Source organism: Mesorhizobium sp. M0408 (genome assembly GCF_040321495.1).
GTDB lineage: Bacteria > Pseudomonadota > Alphaproteobacteria > Rhizobiales > Rhizobiaceae > Mesorhizobium.
Genome location: NZ_JAMYRO010000009.1, coordinates 127187 through 145058, shown reverse-complemented (window position 1 = coordinate 145058; position 17872 = coordinate 127187). Strand labels below are relative to the sequence as shown.

Annotated in this window: 19 protein-coding genes; 9 read left to right on the top strand and 10 right to left on the bottom strand. The window is 64.0% G+C overall.

The features are described 5' to 3' along the window. Positions 1–57: 57 nt before the first annotated feature. The 4 genes from NKI67_RS13240 (at position 58) to NKI67_RS13225 (ending at position 3683) form a co-directional block, all read left to right on the top strand. On the top strand, positions 58–1389 hold the full coding sequence (locus tag NKI67_RS13240) for a dicarboxylate/amino acid:cation symporter (RefSeq protein ID WP_352587190.1): 1332 nt from the start codon (positions 58–60) through the stop codon (positions 1387–1389). A gap of 470 nt (positions 1390–1859) precedes the next feature. Beyond that, positions 1860–2918 (top strand): glycosyltransferase family 2 protein, encoded by a 1059-nt coding sequence (locus NKI67_RS13235; protein WP_023677263.1) that lies wholly within the window; start codon positions 1860–1862, stop codon positions 2916–2918. A 152-nt stretch (positions 2919–3070) separates the two neighbouring features. Further along, positions 3071–3349 carry a type II toxin-antitoxin system RelE/ParE family toxin gene (locus NKI67_RS13230; protein WP_023677264.1) on the top strand — a complete coding sequence of 93 codons (279 nt, stop codon included), beginning with the start codon at positions 3071–3073 and terminating at the stop codon, positions 3347–3349. Positions 3350–3374: 25 nt separating this feature from the next. Beyond that, positions 3375–3683 (top strand): HigA family addiction module antitoxin, encoded by a 309-nt coding sequence (locus NKI67_RS13225; RefSeq protein ID WP_352455430.1) that lies wholly within the window; start codon positions 3375–3377, stop codon positions 3681–3683. A 43-nt stretch (positions 3684–3726) separates the two neighbouring features. On the opposite strand, the gene NKI67_RS13220 is transcribed toward NKI67_RS13225, so the two are convergent. The 6 genes from NKI67_RS13220 to NKI67_RS13195 form a co-directional block, all read right to left on the bottom strand. After that, positions 3727–4014: a DUF982 domain-containing protein gene (locus NKI67_RS13220; RefSeq protein ID WP_352501284.1), complete on the bottom strand. Its 288-nt coding sequence runs from the start codon at positions 4012–4014 to the stop codon at positions 3727–3729. 89 nt (positions 4015–4103) lie between these two features. Beyond that, positions 4104–4910, bottom strand: coding sequence for an ABC transporter permease (locus NKI67_RS13215; protein WP_352645527.1), 807 nt, complete (start codon positions 4908–4910; stop codon positions 4104–4106). 4 nt (positions 4911–4914) lie between these two features. Continuing rightward, the gene (locus NKI67_RS13210; protein WP_031194462.1) at positions 4915–5748 is read right to left on the bottom strand and encodes an ABC transporter permease; all 834 of its coding nucleotides are present in this window, start codon (positions 5746–5748) and stop codon (positions 4915–4917) included. Positions 5749–5765: 17 nt separating this feature from the next. Further along, positions 5766–6881 carry an ABC transporter substrate-binding protein gene (locus NKI67_RS13205; RefSeq protein ID WP_352587178.1) on the bottom strand — a complete coding sequence of 372 codons (1116 nt, stop codon included), beginning with the start codon at positions 6879–6881 and terminating at the stop codon, positions 5766–5768. Between the two features lie 67 nt (positions 6882–6948). Beyond that, positions 6949–8043, bottom strand: a complete 1095-nt coding sequence (locus tag NKI67_RS13200) for an ABC transporter ATP-binding protein (RefSeq protein WP_352455434.1) — start codon at positions 8041–8043, stop codon at positions 6949–6951. A gap of 252 nt (positions 8044–8295) precedes the next feature. Further along, a complete protein-coding gene (locus NKI67_RS13195) occupies positions 8296–9183 on the bottom strand; it encodes a LysR substrate-binding domain-containing protein (RefSeq protein WP_023677271.1) in 888 nt (295 codons plus the stop codon). Positions 9184–9258: 75 nt separating this feature from the next. Between NKI67_RS13195 and NKI67_RS13190 the strand changes: the two genes are divergently transcribed. Together NKI67_RS13190 and NKI67_RS13185 are read left to right on the top strand one after the other, a co-directional pair. Continuing rightward, a complete protein-coding gene (locus NKI67_RS13190; RefSeq protein ID WP_352645525.1) occupies positions 9259–10848 on the top strand; it encodes a zinc-binding metallopeptidase family protein in 1590 nt (529 codons plus the stop codon). Positions 10849–10881: 33 nt separating this feature from the next. Continuing rightward, positions 10882–11814, top strand: coding sequence for a dimethylarginine dimethylaminohydrolase family protein (locus NKI67_RS13185; RefSeq protein ID WP_352645523.1), 933 nt, complete (start codon positions 10882–10884; stop codon positions 11812–11814). A gap of 80 nt (positions 11815–11894) precedes the next feature. On the opposite strand, the gene NKI67_RS13180 is transcribed toward NKI67_RS13185, so the two are convergent. Then, positions 11895–12902 carry an ornithine cyclodeaminase family protein gene (locus tag NKI67_RS13180; RefSeq protein ID WP_352621386.1) on the bottom strand — a complete coding sequence of 336 codons (1008 nt, stop codon included), beginning with the start codon at positions 12900–12902 and terminating at the stop codon, positions 11895–11897. 158 nt (positions 12903–13060) lie between these two features. Between NKI67_RS13180 and NKI67_RS13175 the strand changes: the two genes are divergently transcribed. Further along, positions 13061–13522, top strand: a complete 462-nt coding sequence (locus NKI67_RS13175) for an Lrp/AsnC family transcriptional regulator (RefSeq protein ID WP_352455438.1) — start codon at positions 13061–13063, stop codon at positions 13520–13522. A gap of 70 nt (positions 13523–13592) precedes the next feature. Here NKI67_RS13175 and NKI67_RS13170 read toward each other — a convergent pair whose 3' ends face one another. Continuing rightward, positions 13593–13976, bottom strand: coding sequence for a YybH family protein (locus tag NKI67_RS13170; RefSeq protein WP_023677276.1), 384 nt, complete (start codon positions 13974–13976; stop codon positions 13593–13595). Between the two features lie 152 nt (positions 13977–14128). Then, positions 14129–14878 (bottom strand): SDR family NAD(P)-dependent oxidoreductase, encoded by a 750-nt coding sequence (locus tag NKI67_RS13165; RefSeq protein WP_023677277.1) that lies wholly within the window; start codon positions 14876–14878, stop codon positions 14129–14131. A gap of 97 nt (positions 14879–14975) precedes the next feature. Between NKI67_RS13165 and NKI67_RS13160 the strand changes: the two genes are divergently transcribed. Then, positions 14976–15869 carry a LysR family transcriptional regulator gene (locus NKI67_RS13160; protein ID WP_352636019.1) on the top strand — a complete coding sequence of 298 codons (894 nt, stop codon included), beginning with the start codon at positions 14976–14978 and terminating at the stop codon, positions 15867–15869. Between the two features lie 92 nt (positions 15870–15961). Here the strand turns inward: NKI67_RS13160 and NKI67_RS13155 are convergent, their stop codons facing one another. After that, positions 15962–16390 (bottom strand): VOC family protein, encoded by a 429-nt coding sequence (locus tag NKI67_RS13155; RefSeq protein ID WP_352636021.1) that lies wholly within the window; start codon positions 16388–16390, stop codon positions 15962–15964. Positions 16391–16606: 216 nt separating this feature from the next. On the opposite strand from NKI67_RS13155, the gene NKI67_RS13150 reads away from it, so the two are divergent. Beyond that, the gene (locus tag NKI67_RS13150) at positions 16607–17809 is read left to right on the top strand and encodes an MFS transporter (protein ID WP_352645521.1); all 1203 of its coding nucleotides are present in this window, start codon (positions 16607–16609) and stop codon (positions 17807–17809) included. Positions 17810–17872 lie beyond the last annotated feature (63 nt).

Genomic DNA, 17872 nt, shown 5'->3' with positions numbered 1-17872 from the left:
GTCAAAACAACTGCCCCGGGGAGTCGAGCTTTCGATCGGGGCGCCATGGAGGACGTCATGCAGACAGCAATCGCTGCCGCCGAGCCGCGCGGCAAACTTCCCTTATACCGGCATCTTTATGTGCAGGTGCTCGCGGCGATCGCCGCCGGCGTGCTGCTCGGCCATTTCTATCCCGAAACCGGCGAGGCGATGAAGCCGTTCGGCGACGCCTTCATCAAGCTGGTGAAGATGGTGATCGCGCCGGTGATCTTCCTGACCGTGGCGACCGGCATCGCCGGCGTTTCCGACCTGCAGAAGGTCGGCCGCGTCGCCGGCAAGGCGATGATCTATTTCCTGGTGTTCTCGACGCTGGCGCTGGTCGTCGGCCTGGTCGTCTCCAATGTCGTCCAGCCCGGCGCCGGCATGCACATCAATCCGGCAACGCTCGATACCACCAAGGTGGCGGCCTATGCCGAGAAGGCGCACGACACAACCATCGTCGGCTTCCTGATGAACATCATCCCCGACACCATCACCGGCGCCTTCGCGCAGGGCGACATTTTGCAGGTGCTGTTCTTTTCGGTGCTGTTCGGCGTCGCCCTGGCGCTGGTCGGCGATCGCGGCCGTCCGGTCGTCGATTTTCTGCAGGCGCTGACCACGCCGATCTTCCGCCTCGTCGCCATCCTGATGAAGGCCGCGCCGATCGGTGCGTTTGGCGCCATGGCCTTCACCATCGGCAAATACGGCATCGGCTCGATCGCCAACCTCGCCATGCTGATCGGCACGTTCTACTTGACCGCGCTGCTGTTCGTGCTGGTGGTGCTCGGCGCGGTTGCCCGCTACAACGGCTTCTCGATCCTGGCGCTGATCCGCTACATCAAGGAAGAGCTGCTGCTGGTGCTTGGCACCTCGTCCTCGGAAGCGGCATTGCCGGGCCTCATGGCCAAGATGGAGCGCGCCGGCTGCAACCGCTCGGTGGTCGGCCTGGTCATCCCGACCGGCTATTCCTTCAATCTGGACGGCACCAACATCTATATGACGCTGGCGGCGCTGTTCATCGCGCAGGCGACCGACACGCCGCTCACCTACGGCGACCAGATCCTGCTGCTCGCCGTCGCCATGCTGAGCTCCAAGGGGGCCGCCGGCATCACCGGCGCCGGCTTCATCACCCTGGCGGCGACGCTTTCGGTCGTCCCCACCGTGCCGGTCGCCGGCATGGCGCTGATCCTCGGCGTCGACCGCTTCATGTCGGAATGCCGGGCGCTGACCAACTTCATCGGCAATGCGGTGGCGACAGTGGTGGTGGCACGCTGGGAGGGAGAACTCGACCAGACGAAGTTTGCCGCCGCCATGGCCGGCGACTTGCCGGAGGAAGTCGACCTGTCGCTGCCGGGTTTGCAGGCCGCCTGACCGTCTAGGCCACATGACCACAAGGCCCCGGAGGCGGTTCGCCGGCTTCGGGGCAACAGCGGCGGCGGTCGCGGCATGCCGCCTGAAACGCAACCTGAAGTGGCGCTATTTTCGATGCGGGGCTTGTTCCAGCCGCATTTGCAGGCCAGTATCCGCCGTGCCTTCATGGCACCGTCCGCTTCGCTCCCGACCTGATCGCGAGGCGAGACATTTCCGTCGGGCTCGGTTTGCAACATCATCCTTGCCGAACCGTCGGAGCTTTTGCTGCCGACCGCGTTCTGACTATGGCGGCAGCCCTCGAAGGCAATGGCGGCCTCACTGCGAAGTCGCAAGCGAAACGTGACCCGTCTCCTGGTGGAAAGCGCAAGCTTTTCTGAGGGGAACTCGTCGCGCCTGAAGAGGGGCACTTGAAGAGGGGCAGGCCCATGAGGGCCTTTGCCGAACCAAAGCAAGATGCGAGGTCAAACGCGATGCAGCCTGTCATTCCGGTATCCATCATCATCCCGAACTACAACTATGCGCGGTTCCTCAAACGCAGCATCGACAGCGCCCTCGAGCAGGACTACGCGGATGTCGAAGTCGTCGTCGTCGACGATGCATCGCAGGACAATTCCACGACAATCATGGAATCCTATCGCGACGAGATCCTCGCATGCCCGCGGGCGCAAAATGGCGGACACGCGGCGGCGTTCAACACCGGCTTCGCGGCGAGCTCGGGCAAGATCGTCCTGTTCCTCGACGCCGACGATTATCTTTATCCAACCGCCGTCTCCACCATTGTCGAAACCTGGGACGAGGCAACCGCTCAGGTCCAGTCCAGACTGCATATCGTCGACGAGGGGCAACGCATCAAGGATGTCTTTCCGCCGCCCGAATTGCCTTTCGACAGCGGTGACGTCATGCCGAAACTCCTGCACAAGGGCCGCTATCAGACGACAGTGACCAGCGGGCTGGCCTTTGACCGCGCAACGCTCGAATCGATCATGCCGATACCGGAGCCGGAATTCCGCCAGGGCGCCGACGGCTATCTGGCAACGCTGGCGCCGATGTACGGGCATGTCCAATCGATCGACGAATGCCTCGGCGCCTACCGGATCCACGGCGCCAACCATTCAGTCTTCGGTGAAAAGCTCGCCGAGCGGGCACGCTGGCGGGTAACCCACGATTTCCGCCGCATGCAGGCGCTGTCGGACCAGGCCTCGGGGATCGGCCTGACCATCGTGCCGTCGGATGCTGTCCGCCACGATCCGGTCCACCTGGAAGAGCGGCTGGCGTCGCTCTGCGCCGACAGCGGCCGACACCCCGTGGCCGATGATTCCCGGCTGGCGCTCGGGGCGGCCGGCGCCGTCGCCAGCCTCGAAATGACCGCATCCTTGCGGCGGCGCGCCATCCTTGCCGCCTGGTTCCTGTCGGTCGGGCTGTTGCCGCGGAAAATGGCGACGGCAGTGCTGTCGTGGAAGCTCGACGCATCGTCGAGGCCGGCATTTTTGAGCCGCCTGTCCAAGACTATTCGCCACGCCATGGGATAGCGGATAATGCCGTGACATAGGTCCGCCAGGTATTCGGCTGGCCCGGCTCAGCATCCAGCGGGCGTAGCTATTGCCTCCGATTGGCTGGACCATTCTGTAAATCATTTGCTTACACCTGCTTGACCCGCGTCAGCAATATGCTTACATGTTGCATGATCAAGTCGTTCAAGCACAAGGCGCTGGCGGACCTCTTTCAAACCGGAAAGACCGGAAAGATAGACGCCAAGATGCATAAGCGCATCCTTGTCCGTCTTGACCGCTTGGAAGTCTCGGAAAGGCCTGATGACATGGACCTGCCCGGCTTCGACTTCCACGCTTTGGAGGGCTTTAACCCGACCCGCTACACGGTGCATGTCAACGGGCCGTGGTGCATCACATTCGAATTCGACGCCAATGATGCTGCCCGCGTCGATTTCGAACAGTACCATTGAGACGGCTTAGATTGGAGAATCGATTATGAGCGTGTATGAGCCGATGCGTCCGATGGAGCGCTGCCCATCCCACCCTGGAGCGCTGCTTGACGACATTATCCCGGCAACCGGAAAGACCAAGGTGGAGATCGCCAATCTGCTCGGAATCTCGCGCCAGCAGCTTTATGACATCATCCGCGAAAAGAAGCCGGTGTCGCCGGCTGTCGCTGCCCGTCTTGGAAAGATGTTCGGCGACGGCGCCGCGATCTGGCTCAGGATGCAGGCCGCCTATGATGCCTGGCACGCGGAACGCGAGGTTGACGTCAGCGCCATTCCAAGGCTGCATGCTGCCTGAGATGCAATAGATCGGCCGAACCACCGAGGCTCTCACAAATCGATCACGGTCCCGCCTGCCTGGACCGGTCCTGCGGTTCAACGGCTCGCTCAACCAGGACATGCGCTTCCCGCGCGGCCTCGATGAACGCGTCCCTGGCGGCTTCGGTCCAGCGGTCGTCGCTCATGGCACGGCGGCATGTGCGCAGTGCCAAGCCGTGTTTGGCGCTGCCGGCGTCACGCCAGTGGGCTGTCAGCAACTCGACAGCCTGCCGTGCGTTGGAAATGTTGCGGATATCTCCCACGATGCCGACCGCAACCGCAACCGGCTTGGCAAACCATCCCTGGTTCATGGCAGAGCCCTCGACGTGTTGAACCATCTATAACGAAAATCGTAGCGCAAGGTTTCATTCGCGCCAGTCACCACGGCGTGAGGCGGCCCTCACTGCGCCTCGCGCAGCCTGACCACGACGCTGCGCGCCACAAGCACCAGCACGGTGATGACGATCAGGATCACCGAGAGTGCGGCGATCGCCGGGTCGATGTTGTCGCGCAGGCCCATCCACATCAAGCGCGGCAGCGTGATGGCGTTGACCGAGGTGATAAACAGGGTGACGCCGATCTCCTCCCAGGACAGCACGAAGGACAACAACGCCGCGGTGACGATGCCGAACTTGATATTGGGCATGATGATGCGGGTGGCGCGCTCCCACACGGTGGCGCCGAGGCCGCGGGCGGCGAGGTCGATGCGGCGGTCGAACTGGCTGAGCGACACCAGGATCAGCACCGTGGCGAAGGGCACCGTCATCACCGCATGCGCCATGGCGACACCCAGCCAGGTGTCATAGCCGAAGAACGACGAGAAACCCGAGATCGAGGTCAGCAGGAAGTAGAGCGTGATTGCCGAGACCACCGGCGGCACCACCATCGGCAGCAGCACGAAACCGACCAATGCTGCCGTGAAGCGCGGCTGGAACATCCAGATGCCGAGGCCGAAGCAGAGCGCCAGCACGGTGGAAAAGGCGCTGCTGACGATGCCGATCCTGATCGAGAGCAGGATCGAATTGATCCAGCGCGGATCCTCGATCAGCGCCCGGTAATGGCGCAGCGACAATTCGCCCGACGGCATCGCCAGCATGCGGCTCGGCGTCAGCGATACCGGGATGACGGCGAGCAGCGGCAGCAGCAGGAAGAGCGCGACCAGGGCGGCGAGGATCAGCGAGACGGGACCGGGGCGGTAGGTCGGCATCGCGCTACACCAATTGCTTTGGTCTGATATAGCGGAAAAGCAGCGCCATCAGCGCGCCGACGAACAGCACCAGCACCACGCTGATTGCCGCACCCAGGCCCCAGTCCGGGCTCTGGAAGATGCGGAGATAGATCAGCTCGGCGATCATCACGCTGCGGCCGCCGCCGAGGATCGCCGGCGTGACGAAGAAGCCGAGCGAAAAGACGAAGACGATCAGCGCCGAGCCGATGATGCCGGAGCGGGTCATCGGCACGAATACCGACCAAAAGGTGCGCATACGGCTGGAGCCGAGGCCACGCGCCGCCAGCAGCACGCGATCGTCGAGGCTGCGCATCGATGAGGCCAACGGAAACACGGCGAAGGGAATGAGGAAATGCGTCATGCCGACGATGACGCCGAACTCGTTGCGCACCAGCGCCAGCGGCTCCGAGATGAAGCCGACCGCCTGCAGCCAGGTGTTGATCAGGCCGCGATTGGACAAAAGCGCCACCCAGCCGAAGGCGCGCGTCAGCACCGAGATCCAGAACGGCACCAGGATGCAGAACTCGGCCACGACGCGCTGCACCGGCGTGCCGCGTACCCAGACAACGGTGATGGCGTAGGCGGCGGCAACCGAAACGATGGTGACGATCGCGGCGATGCGCAGCGTGCGGATGAAGACCGACTGCACCAACTGATCCGTGAGCAGCGCATTGTACTGCCCCAGCCCCGGCGTGGGCAGCGTAAAACTCCATTTGACCACGCCAAGGAATGGCCAGGCGTAGGCCAGCACAAGAAAGAGGAGCAGCGGCGCCATCAACAGCGCCGCGCCCATCCTGTCGGAGAGGTATGCTCTCATCCGATTATCCCGGCTTGTCAGGCGGAGATGATCTTCGTGTATTCGTCGAGTGCCGCCCCGTAGTTCTTGGCGTACCAATCCATGTCGAGCGGAATCTGCTTCTTCATGTTCTCGGGATCGACCGGATTGATGCGCTTCTTGTCGGCGGGGATCAGCGCATCGGTGGCCGGATTGGCCGGACCCTGGCCGAGCTTGTCGAACATGATGAGTTCCTTCTCCGGGTCCTGGGTGCTGGCGATGAACTTCATCGCCGCGTCCTTGCCGCCGGGATTGCCCTTGAGCACGGCGAGCGCGCCGGGCGAGATCAGGCCCTGGTCCCAGATGAACTTGATCTTGCCGCCGGAATCCTGCTCGATGAGCGAAGCCCGGGTCGACCAGACGATCGCCATCGAGGCCTCGCCATTGAGCAGCACGCTCTGGCTTTCGGCGCCGCCACCCCAATAGGCGACGACGTTTTCCTTGAAGGCGGCGATCTTGTCATGCGCGCGCTTGAGGTCGAGCGGGTAGAGCGAGGCCGGCGCGATGCCGTCGGCGAGCAGTGCCGCTTCCCAGCTCGACACGCCCCATTTGTAGAGCGAGCGCTTGCCGGGGAATTTTGCCACGTCGAAGAAGTCGGCCATGCCGGTCGGTGCCTGGCTGCCGTATTTCTCGGCATCGTAGGCGATGACGTAGGAGAAGAAATAGGTCGAGGCAGCGTACTCCCAGCCGAATCCCGGCCGCATCTTCTTCTTGTCGACGACCGCATAGTCGATCGGCTCGAGCATACCTTGGGCGCCGAGTGTGATGGCCGAGAACGGATCGACGTCGACCAGGTCCCAGGTCGGCGCGCCGCTCTTGAACTGCGCTGCGATTGCGCCTTCGGTCGGGCCGGAACCGTCCATCTTGACGGTGATGCCGGTCTCCTTGGTGAAGGCCTGGCCGTAAGCGGCGTCATAGGCGGTAATGGCGTCGCCGCCCCAGTTGACCAGCACCAGTTCCTTAGCCGCGGCAAAGGCGCCGGTCGAGCGCAGCAGCATCGGCGTGCCGGCCAGCACCAGTGCGGCCAGCTGCGTGAACTGCCGGCGCGAGATCTCGCCGCGCACTGCCCTGGCGGACAGCGCCTCGATGGAATTTTTCTTGGTTTGGTTTGTCATGTCAGTTCCCCTTTTTTGTCGTTGGTATTTCCTGAATGTCAGCTTGGCGAATTCGCCACGCCGATCGTCATTGCTCTCCATCCGGAAGGAGGAAGCCTTTCTCCGCGGGCCAGGTCAGCCAGACGGAATTGCCCTTGCTGAGGGCAGAGGCGGCGACCTCGTTCGGCACCGAGACCGTCACCTTGGCGCCTTGGCGCGTCGTCAGATCGAGCCGCGTTGCAGCGCCGAGATAGGTCGAGGCGACGGCAGTCGCGGCAATGCCGTTCTCGCCTGCCGCGGCTTCGCGGGCGATCGACATGTATTCCGGCCGGATCGCCAGGATGGCATCGCCACGGACCTTCTCTGCCCTGCAGCGCATGCTGATCGCGCGGTCTTCGCAGAGGCCCGTCGAGCCATTGTCGGCCGGGCGCACGCCCTTCAGCGGCAGCATGTTGATCTCGCCCAGGAACTCGGCGACGAAGCGGTTGTCCGGCCGGTCGTAGACCTCGTCCGGCGCGCCGACCTGCAGCAATTTGCCATGGTTGAAGATGGCGACGCGAGATGACAACGCCAGCGCCTCGCTCTGGTCATGGGTGACGAAGACGAAGGTGGTGCCAGTCTCCTGGTGCAACCGCTTCATCTCGGCCTGCATCTGGCCGCGCAGGCCCTTGTCGAGTGCCGAAAACGGCTCATCGAGCAAAAGTACGCCCGGCTCGAACACCAGCGCCCGCGCCAGCGCCACGCGTTGCTGCTGGCCGCCGGACAATTGCGACGGCAGTTTCTTCTCGTGGCCCTTGAGCCCGACGCGCTCGATCATTTCGCCGACGCGGCGTTTGATCTCGGCCGCCGGTTTCTTGCGCACCTTGAGCGGGAAGGCGATGTTGGCCTCGACGCTCATATGCGGGAACAGCGCATAGCCCTGGAACACCATGCCGGCGGCACGCTGCTCGGCCGGCCGCTCGGTGATGTCGACGCCGTCGCTGTAAAGGCGGCCGTCGGTCGGCTGAATGAAGCCGGCAAGGATCATCAGGAAGGTGGTCTTGCCGGAACCGGAGGGGCCGAGCAAGGTGAGGAACTCGCCACGGCCGATATCGAGCGTCAGATCGTCCAGCGCACGGAACGAGCCGAAGCTCTTGCCGATCCCGATTGCCTTGATCTCTGCGGCCCGGCCGGGTTGCTGCATCCTGCCCTTTCCTTAGCGTAGGCGAAATCGTAGGCAGGGCGGCGGCTCACCGCAACCGAATAGTTTTCGCCTGATCGGCAAATTTGATTCATCTATGCGCCAATCTCCCCCCTCGAGGGGGAAATGTCGCCGAAGGCGACAGAGGGGGTCGCTTCGCTTGAAGTGCCAACCTCCTCTGCAGCAGCAGGCCGAGCCCAGTTGGACCGACCCCCTCTGGCCGCTTCGCGGCCATCTCCCCCTCGAGGGGGGAGATTAACGCTGGTTCTCCGACAGCTTCGACCTCAGCCACCGCCCAAACGCCTCCAGCACCGGATGCGCCGCCTTGGCGTGCTCGGAAACCAGAAAATACGAGCGCGGTGAATTGATCGCTATGTCGAAGGGGCGGACCAGCCGGCCTTCGCTCAGTGCCCGGCCGCTGGTCAGCTCGTCGCCCATAGCGATGCCTTGGCCGGCGATCGCCGCCGAAAAGACCAGGTTCATGTCGGAAAAGAAGATGCCGCCTTCCGGGTCGGGGTTCTCGACCTTGGACAGCGCCAGCCAGCGCGCCCAGTCCTCGGTGTCACCGAGATGCAGGAGATTGGCGCGCAGCACGTCTGCCGGCTTGGAGAAGCCGCCGATCTTGTTGAGCAGCGTCGGGCTGCACAGCGGCGTAAAGGAGATCCCGCACAACAGCTCGACCGCGCGGTTCGGCCAATTGCCGACGCCGAAGGCGATGAAGGCATCGGCCTCGGCATTGCTGACGTCGTCGAGACGGCGCGGCGTCAGGATGCGCAGCGCGACATCGGGGTACATCTGCCGGAACTCGCCGATATGGGTGCACAGGAACAGCGAGGCGAAACCCGGCGTACAACTGACGCTGAACGAGCCGCCGATGCCGGTGCCGGCATGGCGCGTCACCGCGTCGCCCAGCACCGTCAGCGCCTTGCGCACGTCGCTGGCATAGCGCTGGCCGCGCGGCGTCAGTGCCACGCCCTTGCCGATGCGCTCGAGCAGGTCGAAGCCGAGATCGCGTTCGAGCAGGCGAAGCTGATGGCTGACTGCGCTGCGGGTCAGATGCAGTTCGTCGGCGGCGCGCCAGACGCTGCCGTGGCGGGCAAAACTGTCGAGGGCGCGCAGCGCCTGCGTCGAGGGAATTCTCAAGAGGTGAACCGAATTTGCATGAGCCGGAAAAACATATCACTTTTTGGCGAGGCGCTTCACTGCTTTCTTTGACGGATGAAGATACCGGTGACCTCCGCGCAAGCGACCACGCTTGCCTGTCTGGACGACATCCAGCCGTCGCTGTCGGCGTGGACGCGGACGATCTTCGATTTCGGCGAGACCGCCTGGCGCGAATACCAGTCGGCGGCCTGGTATGTGGAGCAGTTGAAGCACGAAGGGTTTTCGGTCGAGGAAGGATCGGGCGGCATGCCGACCGCCTTCTGCGCCCACTGGACCAACGGGACCGGCCCGACCATCGGCATGTATGCCGAGTACGACGCGGTGCCTGGCAATTGCCAGGATGCGGCGACGGTGAAGCGACCGCGTCCGGGCTTCGGCGAACAGGCCGGCGGCCACACCGATCCGCATTCCGGCCTCGGCATTGCCAGCCTCGGCGGGCTGCTGGCGACCAAGGCTGCGATGCAGCGCCACGGCATATCAGGCACGCTGCGCTTCACCGGCGAGCCGGCGGAGAAGGTGAGGGGATCGAAGCCGATCCATGCCGCGAAGGGCTATTACGATGGGCTGGCGGGCATGGTCTCCTTCCATCCTTTTTATATGCTGCCGCTCTGCAATACCGCGCGCTGGGACACGCATTGCGGTGCGGCCTATGCGATGATCTACCGCTTTGTGTGCGACGAACCCGAAAATTGGGTTCGCGCAAGCGATGCAGCACCCATCCCGCAGGCGCATTCGGCGGTCAGGGCGCCCGGCGCTAACGACGCGCTGATGATGATGTATATGGCCTCCAAGGCGCTACGCGATTCCATGCTGCCGCATCAGGGCGGCTGGTCGATCAGCGAGGCGATCCTGACGGCGGGCCAGGCGACCGCCGACAATCTGCCGGCCGGGCTGGCCGAGATCCAATACATGATCCGCGTGCCGACGCTGGCGATGGCCGAGCAGGTCACCGCCATGCTCGACCGCAATGCGGAAGCCGCAGCCAAGATGAGCGGCTGCCGCCATGAGCGGCACTGGGTGTCGAAGTCGCGGCCGGGGCTGGCCAACCATGCCATGGCAAGTATCGCCTATGAAGCGCTGTCGACAGTTGGGCCGCCGCATTGGGACGAGGCGGCCAAGGCGATCGCCCGCGAGATCCAGGTCAATGCCGGCGGGGCGGCGACCGACGAGCCGTTCATCGCCGAGCTGGAGCAGCTCATTGCGCCGCAGGATGCAGAGGCGATCCTGCGCCGCGACCTGCCGCCGTCGCAGCTCAATTCGACCTCCGACGATTACACCGACATGTCGTGGCACACGCCGACGGCACGATTCTACGTCGCCCGGCCGGCGCTGCGATCCGAGAACGGCCACGCGTTTCCGTCCTGGGCGATGAATGCGCTGGGCGGCATTTCTGCCACCATCGATCCGATGGTCATCTGCGCCGCAAAGACGGTCGCGCTGGCAGCACTTCGCCTGTTGGAAGACGAGGCTGCGCGCGACGCTGCGATGGATGAATTCGTCACCCGCACCGGCGGCGGCATCGGTGGCTCGAACTGGATCGCGCCGCTCTGCGACTACGATCCGCCAATCGGATTTCGCTGGCCGGAATACATCACCACCCCGCGCGGACGGGATTGGTGGATACCAGGCAACCAAGCCGCATGATCAACCAAGCCGCCCTTCACGAGGAGAAACCCCATGACCGTCCATGACCGCATCGTCACCGAGCCGTTTTCGCTGCAGCGCCGCAACCCGGCCGGCGGAACCAAGCCGCTGACCGCCTGGGGCTTCGCCAACGAGACCGACGTGCTGACCGACGTGCTGCTCGGCTCGCCGAATTTCCTGCGCCATCTCTCGACCAGCTCGCTGTCGCGCAAGCATCTGCGCGAAGCGCCATGCAACGTCCAGATCGCGCAGGCGCAGCACAAGGACCTGGTCGCCGCCTATGAGCATTTCGGCGTCAACATCCACTGGCACGAGCCGACGCCGGAGCTGCCGATGCAGGTCTACTCGCGCGATTCCAGCGTCATGACGCCGTATGGCGCCATCATCACCGCCATGTCGCAATGGTGGCGGCGCGGCGAGAACTACGCGGCGATCCGCACCTATGAGAAGCTCGGCATCCCGATCTACGACATGGTCACCGCGGGCACGTTCGAGGGCGGCGACTTCAACGTCATCGAGGACGGCGTCGTGCTGATCGGCTGCGGTGGCGCCCGCACGCAGGAGGAGGGCGCGCGCCAAGTGCAGGCCTGGTTCGACAAGGAGGGCTGGGAGACCCGCATCGCCTTCATCGACGAATATTATGTCCATATCGACCTGATGGTGGTGCCGATCGCTGAAAAACTGACCGCTGTCTGCCTCGCCTGCACGGAGCCGGGCATCGTCGACTGGCTGAAGGGCAAGGGCCACGAAATCATCGACGTGCCGTTCCAGGATACCATGGCGCTCGGCTGCAACTTCATGTCGCTGGGCAAGGACCGGGTGATCGCGCCGACCTCGAGCCAGACGCTGATCGGTCAGCTCAAGGCGCGCGGCTTCGAGGTGGCGGCCATCGACATGAGCGAGATCTCGAAGACCGGCGGCGGCATTCACTGCATGGCGCAGGCGCTGAAGCGCGAGCCGGCCTGAGGGGCCGGCCTTTAGCTCGGCCGCTTGCGCGAAAGCGCCATTGTCAGCACCGTCGATCCCGCATGGCTCGCGGCGCGCGCCTACAGCACGATGAGCTTTCCCTTGCGCAGACGCCGGGCGCAACGATAGGCGAGGTCGGCGGCGACCATGTCTTCCATGGCAATGCCCATCGCCTTGTAGGTGGTGATCTGCTGATCCGAAACGCGACCCGGCGCGCGGTCGAGCAGCATGGCGCCAAGCTCGGTGCCGAAAGCCGGATCGAAGCCGGCAAGCTCGCAAGAGCCGACCGGGGTCGGTTTGAACGCATCCTTGGTTTCGACAAAAAGACTGGATTTGCCGATGAGCTCGATCGGCATTTCACCGCCGGGCGGTGCCACCCCGACCGACGAGACATGCGTGCCCGGCTGGACCCAGCCTGCGTCGATCACCGGCTGGTAGGAGTGGGTCGCCAGGCACACCACGTCGGAACTGCGCACTGCCGCCTCGAGGTCGGCGACCGCCACCACCGACGGATGCAGCCGGGCAAGCGCTGCCGCATCGTCGAAACTCTTTGAAGCGACACGGATTTCGGCAAAGTCGCGCACCAGCGGCAACAGATGCAGGTGCTGGTTGGCCTGCACGCCGGCGCCCACCACGGTCGCTATCCTGGCATCCCGGCGCGCAAGCGCGCGCACCGACAGCACGGCGGAGCCGGAGGTTCGCACTGCGGTTATGAAGGTGCCGTCCATGATGCAGACCGGCAGGCCGGACAGCGGATCGAACAGGCTGATGGTGGCAAGGTGGCTGGGCAGGTTCTTGGCCAGGTTGCCTTCGAAGACGTTGACGATCTTGACGGTCAGGTTCATGCCCTCCATCCAGGCCGGCATGGCGAGGCTGTAGCCGGCCCCGGGGATGTCGAGTTGTGGTCGGGGTGGATTGACGACCTTGCCTTGTGACAGCACCTTGAAGCCGTCTTCCAGAACATCGAGAAGCTGGCTGAGGTCGATGCATGCCATCACGTCGGCTTCGCTCAGCACCAGGATCTCGGTCGCTCCCTTGCTGATTTCCGCCGCACTCCTGCCGGCTGGGCTGAACGCTTGTTTGGTCATCCTGCACTCCTGTGGTCGTCGAAATCGGCTCACCGCGTTTGCTTAGGTGAGAGAGGGAAGCGCAGGTTATTGCGACGTTTTATGTGATGAAATACGTTGTTTTTGGCATCTCTGCGTGAAATAAGCACAAAAATCTCTGAGATAGCGTGGATTGTGGAATGGAGGATCTCGACCAGATAGACCGCAGCCTGCTCAGGCTGCTCCAGGAAGACGGCCGTCGGACGACGCTTGATCTTGCCGGGCGCGTCGGGTTGTCGCCGACCGGAACCAGCCAGCGGGTGAAGCGCCTGTTCCGCGACGGGTTCATCACCGCGGTCAGGGCCGTGCTTGATCCGCGCAAGGTCGGCCGGGGAACGCTGGTGTTCATCGAGGTCCGGCTTGACCACACGGCGCCGCATGTCTTTGACCGCTTCGCCGAAGCCGTGGCGAAAGCTCCGGAGGTTCTGGAGTGCCATATGGTGGTTGGTGGTTTCGATTATCTGGTCAAGGCGCGGATCGCCGATATGGCGGTGTTCCAGGATTTCCTGCAGCGGGTCATCCTGCCACTGCCTGGCGTGCGCGAAACGCACACTTTCGCCTCCATCGCCGATGTCAAGCCGAACGCCCTCTTGCCGGTGTGATCAGGTGGAGGGGGATCAGAGCGACCTGCATCGCATCTTCGCCTAGGTGCAGAGATGCCGGAGACCGGCTCTAGCCTTGCTGGGTCAGCAGGTTTGCGTCGCGCGCGAGCCGCCACTCACCATCCGCCTCCTTGCGCAGGAGCGTCAGCGCATATCCCGATCGATGGACCGGCTCGCCATTCGGCGGAGTCGCGGTCATATTGATGCGGCTGCGGATGAAGGCCCAATTGCCGAGAAGCTGTAGTTCCACGATATCGCTCGTGCCGTCGATATGAACGCCGGCCGTCTCCCGCGCGGCTGCCGCGAAGATCTCCTTGTCGAAGGGTTCCCGGCCGGGAACCATGAAGATCGCGTCGTCCGTCATCAAGCTGAGGACGGTCGCGATGTCTCCACGCTTGCTCGCATCCATCCACGTCTCGACCAGCTTTCGGATTGCTTTTTCGTCGCCCGTCATCCGTTACCTCCCTGGCATCTCGCCGTCATCGATGGCGCACGGCGCTCCTCCCTCGCTGCTACATAGGGCTTAGATCGCTCTCGTCATCGATTGCAGTGCGTCGCGCCGCGAGTAGCACGGTCCGCGAGCCGGCAGGTTCGCGCCCTCCATGCCTATCGCCAGCCACCGGAGGCGGTGATGCGCTCGCCGGTCAGCCAGGACGCTTCGTCGGAGGCGAGGAACACCGCGACGCGGGCGACGTCGTCGGGCAGGCCGAAGCGACCGAGCGGCGTCATGGCTATGATCTGCTTCTCGAATTCGCTGCCGACGATGCCGATGCGCGCGAGGCCCTCGGTATCGATGCCGCCGGGCGCGATGGCGTTGACGCGGATGTTGCGTGCGCCGAGCTCCCGCGACATCGACAGCGTGATCGTGTCCACCGCACCTTTGGTCGCGGCGTAGACGAGCGAGTTCGGCTGCGGATTGCGGCTGGCGACCGAGCTTATGTTGATGATGCTGCCGCCGCCCGCGCCAAAATGGTTCACCGCTGCTTGCGTGGTCAGAATGATGCCCAACACATTGGTGTCGAACTCGCGATGAAACTCGGCCTCGGTAACCGCTTCCAGCGGCTCGAATGCGAAGACTCCGGCATTGTTGACCAGTATGTCGAGCCCGCCAAACTCCAATTTCGCCGCCTCGAACAGGCGGCGCACATCAGCCGCTTGCGACACGTCGCCCTGGACGGCGACGGCGCGGCCGCCACGGTCCTCGATCTCGGCGACGACGCGGTCGGCGCCTTCCCGTGACGAGGCGTAGTTGACGACCACTGCGGCGCCGGCCGTGGCAAGACTCTTGGCGATGGCGGCGCCGATACCCTTGGAGGCGCCGGTGACGATGGCGACCTTGCCGTTCAGTTTGCTCATCAAATCTCTCCTTTGTTGGCGATGAGCGGTATTTAATCATGATCGAAACGCGTATTATGGTGCCCACAATCCGTTCTTTCGTGCCTGGAATTCCGGAATGACCACCATCCTCGAAAAGACCGCCGGTCTCGTCGCCTTCGTCCGAACCGTCGATGCCGGCTCTTTCCATGCCGCCAGCCGGCTGGTCGGCTCCAGCCCGTCGGCGGTGTCGAAAAGCGTGGCGCGGCTCGAGCGCCGGCTCGGCGTCAGGCTGATCCAGCGCTCGACGCGTCGGCTCGGGCTCACCAGCGAAGGCCTCGCCTACTACGAGCGCGTGGCGCCGCTGCTAAGGGCGCTGGACGATGCCGAAGACATCGTCCAGATGGCCGATACGGCGCGCGGCCTGCTGCGCGTTACAGCGCCGGTCGAACTCGGTCGCGGCCTGATCGCCGCATGGTCGCAAGCGTTCCTTGCGCAGCATGGCGAAGTGAAGGTCGAGCTCAGCGTCACCGACCGCCACGCCGACCTGATCCGCGAAGGCTATGACGTTGCGGTGCGCATGGGGCCGCTCTCAGACACTGGGCTCGTCGCGCGCAAGATCGCCAATCTGCCGATCATGCTGGTGGCCTCACCAGCCTATGTCGAGCGGCGCGGCCGTCCGGCATCGGTCGAGGATTTACGGGACCATGAATTCGTCCGCCACCAGATGGCTGGCCGGCCTTATCCGGTCACGTTTGCCGACGGTACGATGATCGTGCCGGATGGGCGGTTAGACACCGACGACGGCGGCGCCATCCGCAATGCGGCACTTGCCGGCGCCGGCATCGCGCATCTGATGCGGTTTGCCGTGCAGAACGATCTCGACACGGGTCGCCTGGTCCGCATCCTGCCCGAGGTGGCGATGCCAACCATGCCGGTGCACATCGTCCATGCGTACGGGCGACAGCTGCCGGTCCGTGCGCGGCTGTTCGTCGATTTCCTTGCAGGCCAAATGGCTGCGCTGACGCGATAGGACAGACGCATGGTCTATGACGCAAACACCCAGCTTTTGCCAGAGACCAACCGTGCCGGCCGTTTGCGCAAGCGAACCACCCTTACCGGAAGCTAGAAGGTGATCTTCACTGAATCGGCGCTGCGGCTGGCCGGGCCGTGGTGGACGGCCTCGATATTGTTGCCGTCGGGGTCGAGCAGGAAGGCGGCGTAATAGCCGGGATGGTAGGATCGTTCGCCGGGCGCGCCATTGTCGGTGCCGCCGCCGTCGAGGCCGGCCTTGTAGAAGGCATCGACCATCGCGCGGTCCTTTGCCTGGAAGGCCAGGTGGTGGCGCCCGGTCAGCTTTCCCAGGGCCGCCGGGCTGTCGGGGCTGGAGATGAACAGCTCGTCGGCCCAGAAATAATCATTGCCGGCGCCACCGATCGGTATGCCGAGCACGTTGAGAACCGCCTCGTAGAAACGACGGCTGGCCTTGAGATCCCTGACCACCAACTGGAGGTGGTCGATGAGACGGCCGCGATGAAGTTCCTGATTTGCCATGCTTGACAGCTCCTGATCGCCGGTTGGAAATCTAGCTTCGAATGGTGCGCGGTCAATCCAGAAAGCCGTGGAACGGCGCCATCGCGCCGACTGGATAAAAAATGCAACCGGATTGTCGGATTCAAGACATGTCCAACGTCCTTCGGACGCAAGCGGCTCGGCGGAGCTCGAAAAGGTCGTGCCGTATCAACGCTTCCGGCATGGGAGAAAAGTGAAATGAGCCTTCCCTATCGTTGGGTTATCGTCGCGGCTGGCGCGCTGATGACCTGTGTCGCCCTCGGGGCGATGTTCTCGCTGGCGATCTTTCTCGAACCGATGGCGCTCGACACACAATGGTCACGCGCCGGCATATCGAGTGCGATGACGCTGAACTTCCTGGTAATGGGCCTCGGCGGCTTCGCCTGGGGCGCCATTTACGACCGCTTTGGCGCCCGCATCGTCGTCATGACCGGCGCCGTGCTGCTCGGCCTGGCGCTGGTCCTGGCCAGCCGCACCGGTTCGCTGCTCGTTTTCCAGTTGGCCTACGGCGTGCTCGTCGGCCTCGCGGCAAGCGCCTTCTTCGCGCCGATGATCGCGCTGACCTCCGCCTGGTTCGACACGAACCGCAGCCTCGCCGTCTCGCTGGTCTCGGCCGGCATGGGCGTGGCGCCAATGACCATCTCGCCGTTCGCCCGCTGGCTGATTTCGGCCTACGACTGGCGCACCGCGATGTTCGACATCGGCTTAACCGCGTGGGTGCTGCTACTGCCGGCCGCGCTTCTGGTGCGCCAGCCGCCCCAACCCGCTGCCGACAGCGCTACCCCAAGCGTTGCCGCCGAGGGTGCCGGCATGACGGTTCCGCAGGCGCTGCGCTCGCCGCAATTCATCGTGTTGGGACTGACCTTCTTTGCCTGCTGCGCGGCGCATTCCGGGCCGATCTTCCACATGGTGAGCTATGCGATGCTGTGCGGCATAGCGCCGATGGCGGCGGTCAGCATCTACAGTATCGAGGGCCTGGCAGGGCTGGGTGGCCGGCTGCTTTACGGCGTGCTTGCCGATCGGTTGGGCGTCAAGCCGGTGCTGATCACCGGGCTGGCCATACAGGCCGTGGTCATCGCCGCCTATCTGGCGGTCAGCGAGCTTGGTCAATTCTACACGCTCGCCGTCATCTTCGGCGCCACCTATGGCGGCGTCATGCCGCTCTATGCGGTGCTGGCGCGGGAATATTTCGGCCAGCGCATCCTCGGCACGGTGTTCGGTGCCGTAACCATGCTGTCCAGCCTCGGCATGGCTTTCGGCCCGCTCGCCGGCGGCATGGTGTTCGATGCCTATGCCAGCTATTCCTGGCTGTTCATCGGCTCGGCCCTTGTCGGGCTTGGCGCGATGGCGATTGCGATCGCCTTCCCGCCGCTGCCGCGCAGGGAGTTGCAACCGGCTTAAAGCAGGATCGGCGGAAAAGGGCGGCCGCTTGGATGGCAAGCGGCCGCGATCCAAAAATAGCTG